We start from the raw sequence: 16,207 nt of genomic DNA, 5'->3' as shown, positions 1-16,207 counted from the left end.
TTTAACGCCAGCGGCGGCGGTCGAGCGGCACGGAGAAGTTTTCAGGCGCCCGCGCGAAGGCAGCAAGGCCGGTGAGCGCCGGCTGTTCGGCCGTGACGAGGCGCGTCGGGATCTGGCGCATCAGGTTTTCGTGCGGATATTTCGCTTCGAAGGCGTGGCGGAATTCGCCCTCTTTGAGGAGAAGCGCGATGCGCGGGGCGATGCCGCCGGCGATGAAGACGCCGCCCGTCGCCATGAAGACGAGGGCGAGATCGCCCGCGACGCGCCCGAGGAGGCGGCAATAGAGCGTCATCGTGGCAAGCGCGAGCGGATCCTCGCCGCCAAGCGCCGCATTCGTCACCTCCGCCGGTGTCGACAAGGATGCGGAGAGCCCGCGTGCGGCGGCCACCGCGCGGTAGAGGCGCGGAATGCCGCGCCCGGCCAAAAGCGCCTCGGCGGAGATGCGCCCGCCCTCCTTTTCGATATGCGGCCAGATCGGAAATTCGTCGTCGGCATCCGGCCCGAGCGCGACATGCCCGCCTTCGCCCGGCACCGGTGTCCACAGGCCCGAGGCATAGACGAGGCCGGCGACGCCGAGCCCGGTGCCGGGGCCGAGAACGACGCGGCAATTCTCTTGCTGCGCGAGCTCCGGCCCGATCGCCTCCGTCGTCATGTCGGGATCGTCGAGCGCGGAGATCGCCAGCGCCTGCGCCTCGAAATCGTTGAGAAGCGCGATGTCTTCGATGCCGGTCGCCGCCATCACGTCGCGCGGGCGGACGACCCATTCGGCATTGGTGAGATCGACCTCGTCGCCGTCGATCGGTCCGGCGAGCGCAAAGAGCGCCGAGCGCGGCCGGATGTCGGTCTTGTCGAGGACCGCCGCCCGGACAGCGCTTTCAATGTTGGGAAAGTCGCCCGTTCTGACCGGGGCGAAGTGGAGCACCTCCTCGTCCCTGCCGGGAAGAAGCGCAAAGCGGGCATTGGTGCCGCCGATGTCACCGAGAAGGACGGGAAAGGCGAGTGTTTCGATCTTGTGGGAAGACGCCATATCGAACCTGGATGAGCCTGATAAAGGAGGTGCAACGCACATGGGCCCATGTCAATCTAAGGCGGCCCATGTCAATCTGAGGCCCATGGCAACCTGGGCGGCAAAGCCGCCAGCGAAGACTTCAAGGGAGAACGGAATGGGTCTCATGCGGTTCGCGACCGGCGCTTTTGCAGCATGCGCCATGGCGATGTCGGCCGGCCAGGCGCTGGCGCAGGAGGTGAAGCCGGCGATCGTCTATGATCTCGGCGGCAAATTCGACAAGAGCTTCAACGAGGCGGCGCATATCGGCGCGGAGCGCTTCAAGGAAGAGACCGGCACCGATTACCGCGACTTCGAATTGCAGAACGATTCGCAGCGTGAGCAGGCGCTTCGCCGCTTCGCCCAGCGCGGCTTCGATCCTGTGATCGGCATCGGTTTCTCGCAGGCCCAGGCGATCGAGAAGGTGGCGGAGGAATATCCCGAGACGAAATTCGCCATCATCGATGCGGTCGTCGACGAGCCGAATGTGCGCTCCATCGTCTTTAAGGAGCATGAGGGCTCCTATCTCGTCGGCATGCTGGCCGCGATGGCCTCGAAAACCGGCAAGATCGGCTTCATCGGCGGCATGGACATTCCGCTCATCCGCAAGTTCGAATGCGGTTATGTCGAAGGTGCCAAGGCCGTGAATCCCGATATCGAGATCTACGCCAACATGACCGGCACGACGGGGGCGGCCTGGAACGATCCGGTGAAGGGCGGCGAACTTGCCAAGAGCCAGTTCGACCGGGGCGCCGACGTCGTCTATCACGCCGCCGGCGGCACCGGCATCGGCGTGCTGCAGGCGGCCGCCGACGAAGGCAAGCTCGGCATTGGCGTCGATTCCAACCAGAACATGCTGCATCCGGGCTCGGTTCTGACCTCGATGGTGAAGCGCGTCGACAACGCCGTTTATCAGGCGTTCGAAGACGTTCAGAACGGCGTCTCGATGGAAGAATGGGGCGGCGTGCAGAACCTCGGACTCGCCGAAGACGGCGTCGCCTGGGCGCTCGATGAGTCCAACAAGGACCTCATCACCGACGAGATGAAGACCAAGGTGGAAGAGGCGTCTGCAAAGATCACCTCGGGCGAGATCGAGGTGCACGATTACATGTCGGACAATTCGTGTCCTGCGATGAGGTAATCTCCGGACACGCACTTCTGCTTGAGGCAATGCGGCCTGCGTGAATCGGAAAGGCTCACGCAGGCGCTAATAAATAAATGTAAGGATAAATAAATCTATAAGTTAATTATAGTGACTCTGGCTTTTTCTATAAAAGTGGCCTTTCCGATCGGAAGGGTCAAAAACAACTTCTATATCGCAATTATCATAGGATCTGTTTCCAGAAAAACTTGTCCATTCATAAGTGACTGTAATGCGTAGGCAGACTGCTGCCCCATCGTTGATTGCACCCTTGAATCCGGGAAAAGTGCCAGCTTGCATATCCAAGCGTTCGTCCCCATTTGGAGGTAGACTGTCGATGCGGTCGAATGGCAATGTAGGCGATTTCTCTCCGGGTTTTAGGGGGAGAGTTGTGGCGAGCCATCCGCCGTAAAAATTAATATTATAGGCTGGCGTGTGCCCGGAATTCCTAACAATAAAAAATATACTTGTATCTTGCCTTATTGGAGGGTCATACTTCCAACTCTCTGCTGTGATATATAGGTAAGGTCGAAGTTGTTTTTCGGCAGATTTTTCAGTTATAGATACTGCATAAAAGGCAGCCTTAGAGCTAGATTCCGCATGGGATACAGCATCTCTAGTATATTTTAGTGTTCTTATTAGGTAAATAAGCGCAAAAAAGCTAATTATAGTTGAAAATAAACTAAGAAATGCCATTATCCACTGTGAATACGTGTCTGTTCCTTTAATTATGAGTGGCCATTCAAATTTTATATAAGAATTATTGGGCTGGATAGGTAGGGGGAAATCTGATTTAAAATTTAACTCGTTTTCTTGAGCGTTGAATCTCGCGTCAGAGGATCCGTTAATATTTGAATGTTCTCCGTAGTCGGCTATGGATGCAGCGGTTAGTCGCCCTTGTGACGGTCCTGCTGCGGCTAAATTTAATATAAATAAAACGATGGTTATCCAATTTATCGTGGGCACTGGAGTTAGAGATCCTCAAATGATTTTTGCTCGTACTATTCCGCAAAAGGCCGTCGGTTTCGTCAACTTGAATTTTAACGGCGATCGTGGAGGGAGGGGCAATGTTCGAGCTTCCGATGAAGAGCACGCGTCTGCGGCAGATCCGGGAACGGTGAGAGGTCCGATGCCGAGCCTCATTCTCGTTATGGCGCTTCGACCCGCCGGCGCGACCGTCTGAAAACTTTGAGACGCGTCGGTCGATCAGACTGACGGCAAGCGAGGGGCTGGAAGGTCGCCGCCCTCAAAGCTTATAACCCCGCGCGAGGCTGCGCTCAAAACCGCGTAGACCGAAAGGCAGAGCGGGGGCGCGGTGGTCTTTTCTTCTCAGGTCTTCGTCTTCTTTTTCCTGCCGGCGGCGCTTTTCGCCGGCATTGCGACACGCCACAGCCGCTACTTTCCGCTCACCGTGTTTTTGTCGAGCATGGTGTTCTTCTTCTGGTCGTCGGGGGCGCTGACGCTCGTCTTCCTGGCGAGCATCACCATCAATTTTCTCGGCGCGCTGTTGATCGACAAAACCCGCAGTCGCGGCGTTCTGATCGGCGTCGTGGCGGCGAACCTCGCGATCCTTGGCTTCTTCAAATATACGGCCTTCCTGCTCTCCAACGTGGATCTGACCGGGCTCGAATTCGCCAAGGGCTTTGCCGCCGACATCGTCCTGCCGATCGGCATCTCGTTCTACACGTTCCAGGGCATTTCCTACGTCATCGACGTCTGGCGCGGGGAGGTTGCCGCGGCACGCAATCCGATCCTCTTCGGCGCCTATCAATCGTTCTTCCCGCAGCTGATCGCCGGCCCGATCGTGCGCTACCGCGATGTCGCCGCCGATTTCCGTGCGCCTTCCGCCTCGTTCGACCTCTTCAATGCCGGTGCCTGCCGTTTCATGATGGGCCTGACGAAGAAGGTGATCATCGCCGACACGGCGGCGCGGGCGGCCGACGCGGCCTTCGGCGTGGCGAATGGCGACGTGACCTTCGCCACCGCCTGGATCGGCGCCATCGCCTACACGATCCAGATCTATTTCGATTTTTCAGGCTATTCGGATATGGCGATCGGCATCGCCATGATGTTCGGCATCCGCTTTCGCGAGAATTTCAACCATCCTTATGCGGCCAAAACGGTGACGGAGTTCTGGCGCCGCTGGCACATCTCGCTGTCAACCTGGTTTCGCGACTATCTCTACATCCCGCTCGGCGGCAACCGCCGCGGCCCGGCCCGCACTTACGCCAATCTGGCGATCGTCTTCTTCGCCACGGGGCTCTGGCACGGCGCCGCCTGGACCTTCGTTCTCTGGGGCCTTTATCACGGCGCCTTCCTGATCCTGGAGCGGCTCGTCTGGGGGCGGCAGGCGGGGGATCAGCGCGGCGCGCTTTTGCGCCTTGTCTATCTGGCGCCGGTGGTGGTGGTCGGCTGGGTCCTCTTCAAGGCGAACGATCTCGCCCAGTTCACCGCCTTCGCGACGGCGATGGTCTCCCCGCTCGCCGGTGACGCCTGGTCGCTCGCGCCGCTGATGGTGGTGGCGCTGACGCCGCTCACCGTCTTCGTTCTTCTTCTCGCCAGCGCGGCGGCGTTCGCGCAGGGGCATTACACGCCGTTCGGTGTCGTCGTCGCGCGGCCGGCCCGCTCCCGCTTTGCCGAGCCGGCGCGGGCCCTCTTCATCGCCGCAACGGGCCTGCTGCTCGCGCTCTTCATCCTGCCGCAGGCCTATTCGCCCTTCCTCTATTTCCGGTTCTAGGGCGCCGACGCCGATGACCCGATATCTCACCGCCGGCGTGTTCGTCCTGTTTCTGCTTGCGCCCCTGGCGAGCCTCGCCGCTTTCGGGCCGCAGCGGAGCAATTCTGCGCCCGAGCGTCCCTTCATCTGGCACAAAATGCTGCAATCGAAGGACCGCTATCGCAATCAGATCGTCACGCAGCTGGTCAACCGGACGATGGCGCGGCATCTCGCGAGCCAGGCGAGATCTTTTTTCGACTACAGCGTCTTCGATGCGGTCGACACCGACAGCGTGATTTCGGGCGCCGGGGATTGGCTCTTCTACAAGTATCAGTTCGGCCCCCGACAATGCCTGGGGGACGAGGCGATCACCGCCGCGCTCGACACGCTGGAAGCGCTGCGGGCGGTGGCGGAGGGGGCCGGCATCCGTTTCGTCGTCAGCATCTCGCCGGACAAATCGGTCGCCGAGCCGGAGCATCTCGGTCTGCGGGCGGGCGCGCTCGCCGGCTGCAAGCTTGAAGCCGCAGCGCGCTGGCGGGCGATTGCGCGCGATCTCGGCGCGCCGCTCATCGACCATCTGGCGGCCATGCGGGACGTCGATCCGGCAAAAGACCTCTATTTCGCCACCGACACGCATTGGAACGAACTCGGCCAGGCGGCGGCGATGCGGCAGCTGACGAAGGCGCTCTTCGGCACCGATCCGGGCCTTCCCGACGCGGATCAGGCGGTTCCCGTGGCAAAACCCACGGATCTGCGCACCAGCATGCTGAGCCTGCCGGAGCTGGAGGGGACGGACACGTTTCCCGCCTATTGGGCCGGGCCGTTCACGCAGGCGGCGGGAGGCGGACTTGCGCAGGCCCTCGTCCTCCACGATTCCTTCTATATCGCGGCGGCCGACAAGACCCGCATCCTGTTTCCGGGCGCGACGGATCTCGAAATCGACAAGATCGGCACGGACGGGGGCGAGACCGAGGCCCTGCTTGCGGCGTTGAGCCGGCGTCCGAGCCTCTTTCTCATCAATTCCGTGGAGCGGCGCTTTTTCCTGCGCGTCCGCGAGGGGCCGTTCAACTGGCAAAGCCCGATCGGCCAGGGTCTGCTGCGGGTGAATCAGGAGACGGCAAGGAGCTGCCGTTACGCGCCGCCCTCCGCGGCGAGGACGGACGGATCGGAGGCGGCATCCCGCGTCAAGCGGCTTTCGGGAGGCGATCTTCGCATTCTGATGCCGAAGGGGAAGGAACCGCCATGCCTTCGCATCCGCTTCCGCACGAGCGCGGAGGGGCCGAGCCGTCTGTTTTTGCCGGCGCCGCGCGGGCCGGATCACCGGCCGGGGCTGTCCATCCCCTTCGAGGGGGCGGGACCGGAGCGCCTCGTCGAGATCGCTCTGCCGGCACGATATGCGGGCAAAGCCGTGCGGTTTCACCCGCCCGCGGGCGGCAGCGACGATCTGACGGTCGCGCTCGGAACCCGGCCTGCCGAGACGAGAGCAGGGGCACGAAACGCGGTGTGGACGAAGGCCTTTGAGCCTTGCCGAGAGGATGCGCGGCAGGCAGGTCGACGCATCGCGCGTTCTGCGAGATCATCGCCCCATCGTATCGTTTCTTCAGGGTCTTTCCATGCGCTTCGTGTTTCTTCTCACGCTTCTTCTCGCTGCCTGTGCCGGGCCATCGGAACAATTCGAGGCGCGCAACGTGCCGGTCGACGAGGCGGCGATGCGGGCGATGGTGACGGAGTATCGGGCAAGGCACGGGCTCGGGCCGGTCACCGTGTCGCCGCGGCTGAACGTGGTGGCCGAGCGCCAGGCGCTGGCGATGGCGCGGGAAAACGACATCAGCCATACCGTCGCCGGGAAACTGCCGAAGCGGGTGGCGGCCGTCGGCTATGATTGGGGCGCGATCGCGGAAAATCTCGGCGGCGGCTACAAGAGCGAGGCGGCGGCATTCCAGGGCTGGGTCGCCTCGCCGGGGCACGAGAAGAACTTGCGCAACGCCTATGTGACGGAGATCGGCTTCGCCGGCGCGGTCGCCCCCGCCGCGCGCTCCGGCGGGTTCTATGCGCTGATTTTGGGAACGGAACGGGAGCCCGGGCAGGCGATGCGGTAGAGGGTGCGACGGGGTTTCGGGGAACAGGGGTCTCCCGCCGATGCCACGAACGCCTTTCCTCGCCCCTGGGGAGAGGTGCCCGCGCAGCGGGCGGTGAGGGGTGGCGCCGCCGCGGGCTCTGACGCGAATTGAGAGATCACCCCTCATCCGGCGCCTTCGGCGCCACCTTCTCCCCCGAAACACAGGGGGCGGGGACAAGAACTCCGATCGCTGGCGCTGAAATTTGCAGACTCTTCCGGGCTTATCGGGTCTGGTCAGAAACTTTCGGCGGGCGTCCGCCTTTTTTGCCGTTTTCGCGCGCCGCGGCGGTTTTCGCTGGCGAGCGGGATCGGCCGCCCTTTTGCTGCATGTATCGTGCCGTGCCGAAGATGCCGGCCATCAGGCCCGGAATGGTGAAATCGACGTCGAGCTTCTCCCAATGCAGGCCGTAAGCGCCCAAAAGCTCGACCGCGGCGAGATCATCGTCGGAGGCGTCTTCCAGATCCTGCAGCGACCGCGCCGGCACCATGAAGGCCGAGCCGTTTTCGAACTCGACGATGATGCGGCCCGATGCGCGGTCGTAGCGCACGCTTTCAGGCGCCGGACGGCTCGCCACCTCGGCCTGCGCGCGGCGGGCGGCCGCCTCGCGTTCCGCGTCTGAGAATTCGAAATCAGCCATGGATGTCTCTCCATCTCTGCCGAAGGGCGGTCTGGTGCCGGTCGATGAGCGCCGCGACTTTGCGCAGCTCGCCCTTGGTCATCGTCGTCTCGATGAGGCGTGGGGTGGCGCCGGAAATGTCGATCTTCGCCATGCCGTCGCCGAAGACATGGACATGTGCCGGCGCATGGTCGTCGGTGAAGATGACGACGCGGAACGCGCCCGAACGCAGCACGGTGACCATGCGGCACAATAAACCGATCTTGTTGGGTTTTCAACGTGTCCGCTTGTCACCAGAAATGACACCCACCTTTCGGTTTGCACGGTCCTGGTGTCCAGCTCGTTCGGAGGCAATGGCGCATGCCATCCCGCAAGCGGCAGACGCCTTTCCTCGCCCCCTGGGGAGAGGTGCCCGCGCAGCGGGCGGTGAGGGGTGGCGCTGCTGCGGGCTCTGAGGCGAATTGCGAGATCACCCCTCATCCGGCGCCTTCGGTGCCACTTTCTCCCCTCAGGCACACAGGGGCGGGGGAAGAACACCCGATCGCTGGTGGCCGTGCTTGGAGATCGGCCGTGGCGCGCGAAAACCTGACGTTGCGGCATCCGAAAAACCTGACGCTGCGGCAGGGGAAAAAGCCGGGATTCGGGCGCTCGTGACGGATGATTTCGGCGTGCAAGCGGCGGCCGGGCGTGCCAGGATGGCCGAAAGCCGTCCCATCCGGCCATGTTCCGGCCTGCCACGCGTTTTGCCTTGCATGAATTTCAGAACGGACCGACCCGACACAGACGATCCGCAAGCAAAGGCCGCCCGGCCGAAAGGCGGGTATGAGGCCGCATCGGTTCGGATGAGCAAGGTTCGGGCCGGCAAGGTGCGGGCCGGCAGGGTTCGTGCAACGGGCGTTCGGGCGGGCAAGATTCGGGCAACGCGAGTTCGCGCGGGGGCGACCCTGGTGGCAAGAACCCGCGCAGCCAGGGCTTGCCCGGGCGGAGGTCCCAAGGGCAGAAAGCCGGCCGCCCATGAGGCGGCCCATACCGCGTCTGGGGGCGAGGGCCGATGATGTCCGGTGATGAGGTGCCGGGCCGGATGCCGGGCGAGCTCGACATGCAGGCGCCCGCGGCGATCGCCCTGTCCGGCATCAGCAAGAGTTTTGGTGCGGTCCACGCCAATCGCGACATCGATCTTCTCGTCGAGGAAGGCACGATCCACGGCATCGTCGGTGAGAACGGGGCCGGCAAATCGACGCTGATGTCGATCCTCTACGGGTTTTACGAGGCCGATTCCGGCGACATTTTCGTGCGCGGCGAGAAGCGAAAAATCACCTCGCCGGACGATGCCATCAAGGCCGGCATCGGCATGGTGCATCAGCATTTCATGCTGGTCGACAATTTCACGGTTCTGGAAAACGTCATCCTCGGGGCGGAGGGCGGCACGCTTCTGAAGGCGGGGGTGAACCGGGCGCGGGCGGAATTGCAACGGCTCGAACGCGAATACGAGCTGCAGGTCGATCCCGATGCCGTCGTCGGCGATCTGCCGGTCGGGCTGCAGCAGCGCGTGGAAATCCTGAAGGCGCTGTTTCGCGGGGCCGACACGCTCATTCTCGACGAGCCGACGGGTGTTCTGACGCCGTCGGAGGCCGATCACCTCTTCCGCATCCTTCGCCAGCTGAAGAGCCAGGGAAAGACGGTGATTTTGATCACCCACAAGCTCCGCGAGATCATGGCGATCACCGACAATGTCTCGATCATGCGCCGCGGCGAGATCGTGGCGACGCTCGAAACCGCCGAGACGACGCCGGAGCAGCTCGCCGAGCTGATGGTCGGCCGGCATGTGCTCTTGCGCGTGGAAAAGGGCGAGGCGGCGCCGGGGACGCCGCTGTTGACGGTGAAAAACCTTTCCGTCGTCGACGGCAACGGCGTGGCACGGGTGTCGGACGTGTCGTTTGAGGTGCGCGCCGGCGAAATCGTCGGCATTGCCGGCGTCTCCGGCAACGGCCAGTCGGAGCTTCTGGAGGCGCTGTCGGGGATCCGCCCCGCGACGTCGGGCGAAATTCGTCTGGCCGACGGCGAGGATCTCGCCCGCCGCGCCGATCCGGCGATGCGGCGGCGTTCCAAGCTCGCGCATGTGCCGGAGGATCGCCACCGCATGGGCCTCGTCATGGGCTTTGAGGAAAACGAGAACGCCATTTTGGGCTATCACCGCGACAAGGCCTATGGGCGCGGCGCCTTTCTCGACCGGAGCGCGATAGAGGCGGAAGCGCGCGAGAAGATGCAGCAATACGACATCCGCCCGCCCGACCCGCGGCTGAAAACGGCGAATTTCTCCGGCGGCAACCAGCAGAAGATCGTGCTCGCCCGCGAGATGGAGCGCGATCCCGACGTGCTTCTCGTCGGCCAGCCGACCAGAGGCGTCGATATCGGCGCCATCGAGTTCATCCACCACCAGCTCGTGGCGATGCGCGACGCGGGCAAGGCGATCCTCCTCGTCTCCGTCGAACTCGACGAGATCCGCGCGCTGTCGGACCGCATCCTTGTGATGTTCTCCGGCAAGATCGTCGGCGAGCGCGGGCCCCAGGCCTCCGAAGGCGAACTCGGCCTGATGATGGCGGGCGTGACGCCGGAGGAAGGCGAAGGGGAGAGCGCTGAGGAAGCTCAAGCGGAGGGCGAAATGGGCCGCGCGAGCGCAGCGGAGCCAAAAGCATGAGCGCGCCGTTCGAAAAGCTGCCGACATGGGTCGAGGTCGGCGTCATCCCGCTCGTCAATGTCGTCGTGGCGTTCCTGGTCGCGGGCCTCGTCGTGCTCTTTATCGGCGAGAACCCGCTCGAAGCGGTAAAAATCCTGATCTGGGGGGCACTCGGCTTCGGCGAGGGCGTCGGCTTCACGCTCTTTTATACGACGAACTTCATCTTCACGGGGCTCGCAGTCGCCGTCGCCTTCCATGCCGGCCTCTTCAATATCGGCGGCGAGGGCCAGGCCTATCTGGGCGGCCTCGGCGTCGCCGTCGCGGCCTTGGCGCTCGACCGCTATGTGCCGTGGTGGGTGACACTGCCGGTCGCGACGGTCCTGGCCGCGCTCTTCGGCGCCGCCTGGGCGCTCATTCCGGCCTATCTGCAGGCAAAGCGCGGCAGCCACATCGTCATCACGACGATCATGTTCAACTTCATCGCCTCTTCGCTGATGGTCTGGCTCCTCGTCGACCATCTGTCGCCGGTCGGCTCCATGCAGCCGGAAACCCGCACCTTCGAGGCGGGCGGCACGCTGCCGGAACTCGGTGGGCTCTTCCATCTCTTCGGCGCGGATATGGGGGCGGCGCCCGCCAATATCTCGATCTTCGTCGCGCTCGCGGCCTGCGTCTTCGTCTATTATTTCATCTGGCGCACCAAGATCGGCTACGAGATCCGCGCCACGGGCCTCAATCCGACGGCTGCCGTCTATGCCGGCATTTCGACGGTCAAGATCACCATCGTCACGATGCTCGTCTCCGGCGGGCTCGCCGGGCTGATGGCTTTGAACCCGGTGATGGGCGACCAGCAGCGGCTGCAGATCGATTTCGTGCAGGGCGCGGGCTTCGTCGGCATCGCGGTCGCGCTGATGGGGCGTGCGCATCCCGTCGGCGTGGTGCTCGCGGCGTTTCTCTTCGGCATGCTCTATCAGGGGGGCGCGGAGCTCGCCTTCGACATGCCGACGATCTCGCGCGACATGATCGTCGTCATCCAGGCGCTCGTCATTCTTTTTGCCGGTGCGCTCGAACATATGTTCCGGCCGGGGATCGGGCGGGCGTTCGCGCTGATGTCGACGAGCCAGCGCGAGCGCGTCGTGGCCGAGGAGGAGAGGTCGTGAGGCGGGGGAGAGTGAGAGCCGGAGGGAGGCCGAGATGGATCTGACCACGATCGTCCTCATCCTGGATTCTTCGGTGCGGCTCGCAACGCCGCTGCTTCTCGCCTGTCTTGCCGGGCTTTATTCGGAACGCTCCGGCATTTTCGACATCGGGCTCGAAGGCAAGATGCTCGCAGGCGCCTTCTTTGCGGCGGCCGCCGCCTATTGGACGGGCTCCGCCTGGCTCGGGCTTTTCGCCGCGATCGCGGCCTCCATCGTGCTGGCGCTGGTGCATGGCTTTGCCTCCATCACCCAGCGCGGCAATCAGATCGTCTCGGGCGTTGCGATCAACTTTCTCGCGGCCGGCATGACGGCGCTTCTCGGTCAGGCCTGGTTTTCGCAAGGCGGACGCACGCCGCAGCTCGGTGGCGACGCGCGCTTCGGCGCGATCACTCTGCCGGGGGCTGAGGCGCTGCGGGACGTGCCCGTCGTGGGCGAGATCTATTACGAGCTCATTTCGGGCCACAATCTCATCGTCTATGTCGCCTTCCTGATGGTGCCGCTCACCTGGTGGGTGCTGTTTCGCACCCGTTTCGGGCTGAGGCTGCGGGCGGTCGGGCAGAACCCGGCGGCGGTGGATACGGCGGGCGTCTCCGTTCCTTTCCTGCGCTACCGGGCCGTGATCATCTGCGGCATTCTGACGGGGATCGCCGGTGCCTATCTCGCGATCGCGCAATCGGCGGGCTTCATCGTCAACATGTCGGCCGGCAAGGGCTATATCGCGCTCGCCGCCCTGATCTTCGCCAAATGGCGCCCCTGGCCGGCCATGGGCGCCTGTTTCCTTTTCGGGTTTCTCGATGCCGTGTCGATCCGCCTGCAGGGCGCCAACGTGCCCGTGATCGGCGAGGTGCCGGTGCAGTTCATGCAGGCGCTCCCGTATATCTTGACCGTCATCCTGCTCGCAGGCTTCATCGGCCGCGCAGTGCCGCCGAAGGCCGGCGGCATCCCTTACGTGAAGGAGCGCTAGAATGGCGCGCGATCTTTTCGAAGCGGCGCGGAAGGCGATGCTGAACGCGCATGCCCCCTATTCGGATTTTCCCGTCGGAGCGGCGCTGCGCACCGCAAGCGGCAAGATTTTCGTCGGCGCCAATGTGGAGAATGCGAGTTTTCCGGAAGGCTGGTGCGCGGAGACCTCCGCGATCGCCGCGATGGTCGCGGCCGGCGAACGCGAGATCGCCGAAATCGCCATTCTCGCCGCCAAGATGCCACGCATCACCCCCTGCGGCGGCTGCCGCCAGCGGCTGCGCGAATTCGGCACCGAAGACACGCTCGTGCATCTCTGCGATGCGACGGGCCCCGTCGCCTATGCGTCGCTCGGCACGCTCCTGCCGCTCGCTTTCGATCTGGACGAGGAATGATGAGAGCCGAGACGACTGCAAAGACCATCGCCGACCGCGCCGGCATGGCGCCGAAGGCGGCGATCGTTCTGGGCTCCGGCCTGTCGGGCCTCGCCGGCAAGCTCCAAGACGCCGTGGCGATCCCCTATGCGGAGCTCGACGGCTTTCCGCGGCCCTCCGTCTCCGGTCATGCCGGTGAGCTGGTGCTCGGAATTCTGGGGCGCACGCCGGTGGCGCTCATGGCCGGGCGCTCGCATTTTTATGAGCATGGCCGCGCCGACGTGATGCGCCCGGCGCTCGAGACGCTCAAAGCTCTCGGCGTCGAAACGCTGATTTTGACCAATGCCGCCGGCAGCCTGCGCGAGGACATGCCGCCGGGCTCGCTGATGCAGATCACCGACCATATCAGCCTTCTCGGCGCCAATCCCTTGATCGGCGAGGCCTCCGACGCGCGTTTCGTCGGCATGACGGAGGCCTATGACCGGGTGCTGATCGGCGATTTCCGGGTCGCGGCCGAAGAGGCGCGGCGCGAGATCGCCGAGGGCGTCTATATGTGGGTGAGCGGGCCGTCCTTCGAGACGCCGGCGGAAATCCGCGCCGCCCGCATTCTGGGTGCCGATGCGATCGGCATGTCGACCGTGCCGGAGGTCATCCTGGCGCGCTTTCTCGGGCTTCGCGTCGCGGCCTTTTCCGTCATCACCAATTATGCGGCCGGCATGACCGGGCGTGAGCTTTCGCACGAGGAGACGAAGACCGTGGCACCGCTCGGGGGAGAGAAGCTTGAGGCGATCTTGATGCGGCATTTCTCCGGGGAGGGGGCGAGATGAGTTTTCTGCCGCAGGAAATCATCCGCAACAAGCGCGACGGCGCGGCGCTGAGCGCCGACGAGATCACGTTCTTCGTGCAGGGGCTGACGGACGGCAGCGTCACCGAAGGACAGGTGGCGGCGCTCGCCATGGCGGTCTTCTTCCGCGGCATGGACGAGGCGGAGATCGTGGCGCTGACGCAGGCGATGACGCGCTCCGGAGACGTTCTGACCTGGCCGGAGGCGGACGCGCCCATCCTCGACAAGCATTCGACCGGCGGCATCGGCGACAATGTCTCGTTGATGCTGGCCCCGATCGTGGCGGCCTGCGGCGGGCTGGTGCCGATGATTTCCGGGCGCGGGCTCGGCCATACCGGCGGCACGCTCGACAAGCTCGATTCCATTCCGGGTTACAAGACGCAGCCGGATCTTGCGACCTTCCGCAAGGTGGTGGCGGAGGCGGGCTGCGCCATCATCGGCCAGACCGGCGATCTCGCCCCGGCCGACAAGCGTTTTTATGGCATCCGCGACGTGACGGCGACGGTGGAATCGGTGCCGCTGATCACCGCGTCGATCCTGTCGAAGAAGCTCGCGGCCGGGCTTTCCGGTCTCGTTCTCGACGTGAAGACGGGCACCGGCGCCTTCATGGCCGATCCGGCCGATGCGCATCGGCTGGCCGAGAGCCTGGTGACGGTCGCGAAGGGGGCGGGCCTTCCCGCAGCCGCGCTCATCACCGACATGAACGAACCGCTCGCTTCGGCTGCCGGCAATGCGGTCGAGGTGCAGAACGCCGTCGATTTCCTGACCGGCCGGCATCGCGATCGGCGGCTGGAAAAGGTTACCATCGCGCTCGTCGGCGAGATGCTGAGGCTGGGTGGCCTTGCGCCCTCCGCCGAGGCGGGCGAGGAGATGGCGCAGGCGGCGCTTGCGAACGGCGCGGCGGCCGAGCGCTTCCAGAAGATGGTGAGCGCGCTCGGCGGACCGGCGGATTTCGTCGAGAACCCGGAACGCCATCTGCCGAAGGCGCCGTTTACGCGCACGGTCGGCTCCGCCAGCACCGGGTATGTGGAGGCGATCGACACACGCGCCATCGGCGTTGCCGTGGTGACACTCGGCGGCGGCCGGCGCCGGGCGGAAGATGCGATCGATCATGCCGTCGGTGTGACGCAGCTTGCTGCGATCGGCGACGAGGTGGGCCCGGATCATCCGCTGGCGCTCGTGCATGCGCGCGGCGAAGAGGCGTTCGCCGATGCCGCGCATGCGATCCGGCGGGCCTATCACATCGCCGAGACACCCGTTTCGGCCAATCCTCTGATCGTCGAAAGGCTGCAATGATGGCGCGCGGTTTCTTCCTGGTGATGGATTCCGTCGGCATCGGCGGGGCGAAGGACGCGGCGGAATTCGGCGACGAAGGCGCGAACACGCTCGGCCATATCGCCGAGCGCTGCGCCAACGGCGAGGCCGACCGCGCGGGGCTGCGGCAAGGCCCGCTCATCATCCCGAACATGAACCGGCTGGGTCTCGGCCGGGCGGCGGAGGCGGCGTCGGGCGCCTATCCGGCCGGTGTCGAGCGGGTTGCAGAACCCGAGGCGATCTGGGGCTTTGCCCGCGAACGCTCGCGCGGCAAGGACACGACGACGGGCCATTGGGAGCTCGCCGGCTGCCCGTTGCGCGAGGCCTGGGGTTATTTTCCGGCCGAGGAGCCGGCCTTTCCGGCCAAGCTGACCGAAGCGCTGATCGCCGAAGCGGGACTACCGGGCATTCTCGGCAACACGCATGCCTCCGGCACGGCGATCATCGCCGAACTCGGCGAGGAGCATGTGAAGACCGGCAAGCCGATCTGCTACACCTCGGCCGACAGCGTCTTCCAGATCGCCGCGCACGAGGAGGCTTTCGGGCTCGAACGTCTTTATGAGACCTGCCGGATCGCGCGAAAGCTCTGCGACCCGTACCGCATCGGCCGGGTGATCGCGCGCCCCTTTACGGGCGACAGCGCGGAGACTTTCGCGCGCACCGGCAACCGGCGGGATTTCTCCGTGCCGCCGCCCGCGCGCACGCTCCTCGACGAGGCGAAGGAGGCGGGCCGCGACGTCTGGGCGATTGGAAAAATCTCCGACATTTTTGCCGGTTACGGCGTGACGCAGACGCTGAAGGCGCCGGAGAACGAGAGCCAGTTCGACAAGACGCTGGAGGCGGCGCGGGCGGCAAAGGACGGCGATCTCATCGTCACCAACTTCATCGATTTCGACCAGATTTTCGGCCATCGCCGCGATCCGGCCGGCTATGCGGCGGCGCTCGAAGCCTTCGATCGCCGCCTGCCGGAGCTCTTTGCGCTCTTAAAGCCGGGCGATCTCGTCATCCTGACGGCCGATCACGGCAACGACCCGACCTGGGTGGGCACCGACCACACACGTGAAACCGTGCCGGTTCTGGCCTTCGGCCCGGGCATCGAAGGGCGTCCGGCGGGCGAGCTTTCGACCTATGCCGATGTCGGCCAGACATTGTCGGCGCATCTCGCCCTGCCGCCTCTTGCCGCGGGCGCGAGCCTGATCTGAGG

At 64.5% G+C, this 16,207-nt stretch carries 15 protein-coding genes; 11 read left to right on the top strand and 4 right to left on the bottom strand.

The features are described 5' to 3' along the window. Position 1 precedes the first annotated feature (1 nt). The gene (gene glk, locus ACK8CP_RS13075) at positions 2-1,027 is read right to left on the bottom strand and encodes a glucokinase (RefSeq protein WP_414832100.1); all 1,026 of its coding nucleotides are present in this window, start codon (positions 1,025-1,027) and stop codon (positions 2-4) included. Between the two features lie 145 nt (positions 1,028-1,172). Between glk and ACK8CP_RS13070 the strand changes: the two genes are divergently transcribed. Continuing rightward, positions 1,173-2,186, top strand: a complete 1,014-nt coding sequence (locus ACK8CP_RS13070; RefSeq protein WP_414832099.1) for a BMP family lipoprotein — start codon at positions 1,173-1,175, stop codon at positions 2,184-2,186. Between the two features lie 102 nt (positions 2,187-2,288). Here the strand turns inward: ACK8CP_RS13070 and ACK8CP_RS13065 are convergent, their stop codons facing one another. Next, a complete protein-coding gene (locus ACK8CP_RS13065) occupies positions 2,289-3,152 on the bottom strand; it encodes a hypothetical protein (protein ID WP_414832098.1) in 864 nt (287 codons plus the stop codon). Between the two features lie 349 nt (positions 3,153-3,501). On the opposite strand from ACK8CP_RS13065, the gene ACK8CP_RS13060 reads away from it, so the two are divergent. Genes ACK8CP_RS13060 through ACK8CP_RS13050 form a run of 3 tightly spaced genes read left to right on the top strand, consistent with a single transcriptional unit; the run spans position 3,502 to position 7,001 of the window. Next, positions 3,502-4,923 (top strand): MBOAT family O-acyltransferase, encoded by a 1,422-nt coding sequence (locus tag ACK8CP_RS13060; protein ID WP_414832097.1) that lies wholly within the window; start codon positions 3,502-3,504, stop codon positions 4,921-4,923. Between the two features lie 13 nt (positions 4,924-4,936). Beyond that, entirely contained in the window at positions 4,937-6,784 is a 1,848-nt protein-coding gene (locus ACK8CP_RS13055; protein WP_414832096.1) for an alginate O-acetyltransferase AlgX-related protein, read from the top strand. Continuing rightward, entirely contained in the window at positions 6,666-7,001 is a 336-nt protein-coding gene (locus tag ACK8CP_RS13050; protein WP_414832095.1) for a CAP domain-containing protein, read from the top strand. The genes ACK8CP_RS13055 and ACK8CP_RS13050 overlap by 119 nt, the downstream gene beginning before the upstream one ends. 241 nt (positions 7,002-7,242) lie before the next feature. On the opposite strand, the gene ACK8CP_RS13045 is transcribed toward ACK8CP_RS13050, so the two are convergent. Then, positions 7,243-7,659, bottom strand: coding sequence for a DUF2442 domain-containing protein (locus tag ACK8CP_RS13045; RefSeq protein ID WP_414832094.1), 417 nt, complete (start codon positions 7,657-7,659; stop codon positions 7,243-7,245). Continuing rightward, complete coding sequence (locus ACK8CP_RS13040) at positions 7,652-7,882, bottom strand: DUF4160 domain-containing protein (protein WP_234629702.1); 231 nt, start codon at positions 7,880-7,882, stop codon at positions 7,652-7,654. The genes ACK8CP_RS13045 and ACK8CP_RS13040 overlap by 8 nt, the downstream gene beginning before the upstream one ends. An 810-nt stretch (positions 7,883-8,692) precedes the next feature. Between ACK8CP_RS13040 and ACK8CP_RS13035 the strand changes: the two genes are divergently transcribed. From ACK8CP_RS13035 to ACK8CP_RS13005, 7 genes are read left to right on the top strand one after another with little or no spacing between them, the layout of a single operon-like run. After that, positions 8,693-10,336, top strand: coding sequence for an ABC transporter ATP-binding protein (locus ACK8CP_RS13035; protein ID WP_414834262.1), 1,644 nt, complete (start codon positions 8,693-8,695; stop codon positions 10,334-10,336). Further along, entirely contained in the window at positions 10,333-11,472 is a 1,140-nt protein-coding gene (locus ACK8CP_RS13030) for an ABC transporter permease (protein WP_128292141.1), read from the top strand. Before ACK8CP_RS13035 ends, ACK8CP_RS13030 begins: the two co-directional genes overlap by 4 nt. A 34-nt stretch (positions 11,473-11,506) precedes the next feature. Further along, positions 11,507-12,475, top strand: coding sequence for an ABC transporter permease (locus ACK8CP_RS13025; RefSeq protein WP_414832093.1), 969 nt, complete (start codon positions 11,507-11,509; stop codon positions 12,473-12,475). 1 nt (position 12,476) lies between these two features. Next, entirely contained in the window at positions 12,477-12,866 is a 390-nt protein-coding gene (cdd, locus tag ACK8CP_RS13020; RefSeq protein ID WP_414832092.1) for a cytidine deaminase, read from the top strand. Then, positions 12,863-13,672: a purine-nucleoside phosphorylase gene (locus ACK8CP_RS13015; RefSeq protein WP_414832091.1), complete on the top strand. Its 810-nt coding sequence runs from the start codon at positions 12,863-12,865 to the stop codon at positions 13,670-13,672. The genes cdd and ACK8CP_RS13015 overlap by 4 nt, the downstream gene beginning before the upstream one ends. Next, a complete protein-coding gene (gene deoA, locus ACK8CP_RS13010) occupies positions 13,669-14,985 on the top strand; it encodes a thymidine phosphorylase (protein WP_414832090.1) in 1,317 nt (438 codons plus the stop codon). Before ACK8CP_RS13015 ends, deoA begins: the two co-directional genes overlap by 4 nt. Then, entirely contained in the window at positions 14,985-16,205 is a 1,221-nt protein-coding gene (locus ACK8CP_RS13005) for a phosphopentomutase (RefSeq protein WP_414834261.1), read from the top strand. Before deoA ends, ACK8CP_RS13005 begins: the two co-directional genes overlap by 1 nt. Positions 16,206-16,207 lie beyond the last annotated feature (2 nt).

The organism is Afifella sp. YEN Y35, assembly GCF_047553465.1.
GTDB classification, from domain to species: Bacteria; Pseudomonadota; Alphaproteobacteria; order Rhizobiales; family Afifellaceae; genus Afifella; species Afifella aestuarii.
This window is presented reverse-complemented; position numbering and strand designations above follow the sequence as displayed.

Coding starts and splice junctions, on each gene's coding strand:
- glk (WP_414832100.1), bottom strand. CDS start 1,027: ATGGCGTCTTCCCACAAGATCGAAACACTCGCCTTTCCCGTCCTTCTC.
- ACK8CP_RS13070 (WP_414832099.1), top strand. CDS start 1,173: ATGCGGTTCGCGACCGGCGCTTTTGCAGCATGCGCCATGGCGATGTCG.
- ACK8CP_RS13055 (WP_414832096.1), top strand. CDS start 4,937: ATGACCCGATATCTCACCGCCGGCGTGTTCGTCCTGTTTCTGCTTGCG.
- ACK8CP_RS13045 (WP_414832094.1), bottom strand. CDS start 7,659: ATGGCTGATTTCGAATTCTCAGACGCGGAACGCGAGGCGGCCGCCCGC.
- ACK8CP_RS13040 (WP_234629702.1), bottom strand. CDS start 7,882: ATGGTCACCGTGCTGCGTTCGGGCGCGTTCCGCGTCGTCATCTTCACC.
- ACK8CP_RS13035 (WP_414834262.1), top strand. CDS start 8,693: ATGTCCGGTGATGAGGTGCCGGGCCGGATGCCGGGCGAGCTCGACATG.
- ACK8CP_RS13030 (WP_128292141.1), top strand. CDS start 10,333: ATGAGCGCGCCGTTCGAAAAGCTGCCGACATGGGTCGAGGTCGGCGTC.
- ACK8CP_RS13025 (WP_414832093.1), top strand. CDS start 11,507: ATGGATCTGACCACGATCGTCCTCATCCTGGATTCTTCGGTGCGGCTC.
- cdd (WP_414832092.1), top strand. CDS start 12,477: ATGGCGCGCGATCTTTTCGAAGCGGCGCGGAAGGCGATGCTGAACGCG.
- ACK8CP_RS13015 (WP_414832091.1), top strand. CDS start 12,863: ATGATGAGAGCCGAGACGACTGCAAAGACCATCGCCGACCGCGCCGGC.
- deoA (WP_414832090.1), top strand. CDS start 13,669: ATGAGTTTTCTGCCGCAGGAAATCATCCGCAACAAGCGCGACGGCGCG.
- ACK8CP_RS13005 (WP_414834261.1), top strand. CDS start 14,985: ATGGCGCGCGGTTTCTTCCTGGTGATGGATTCCGTCGGCATCGGCGGG.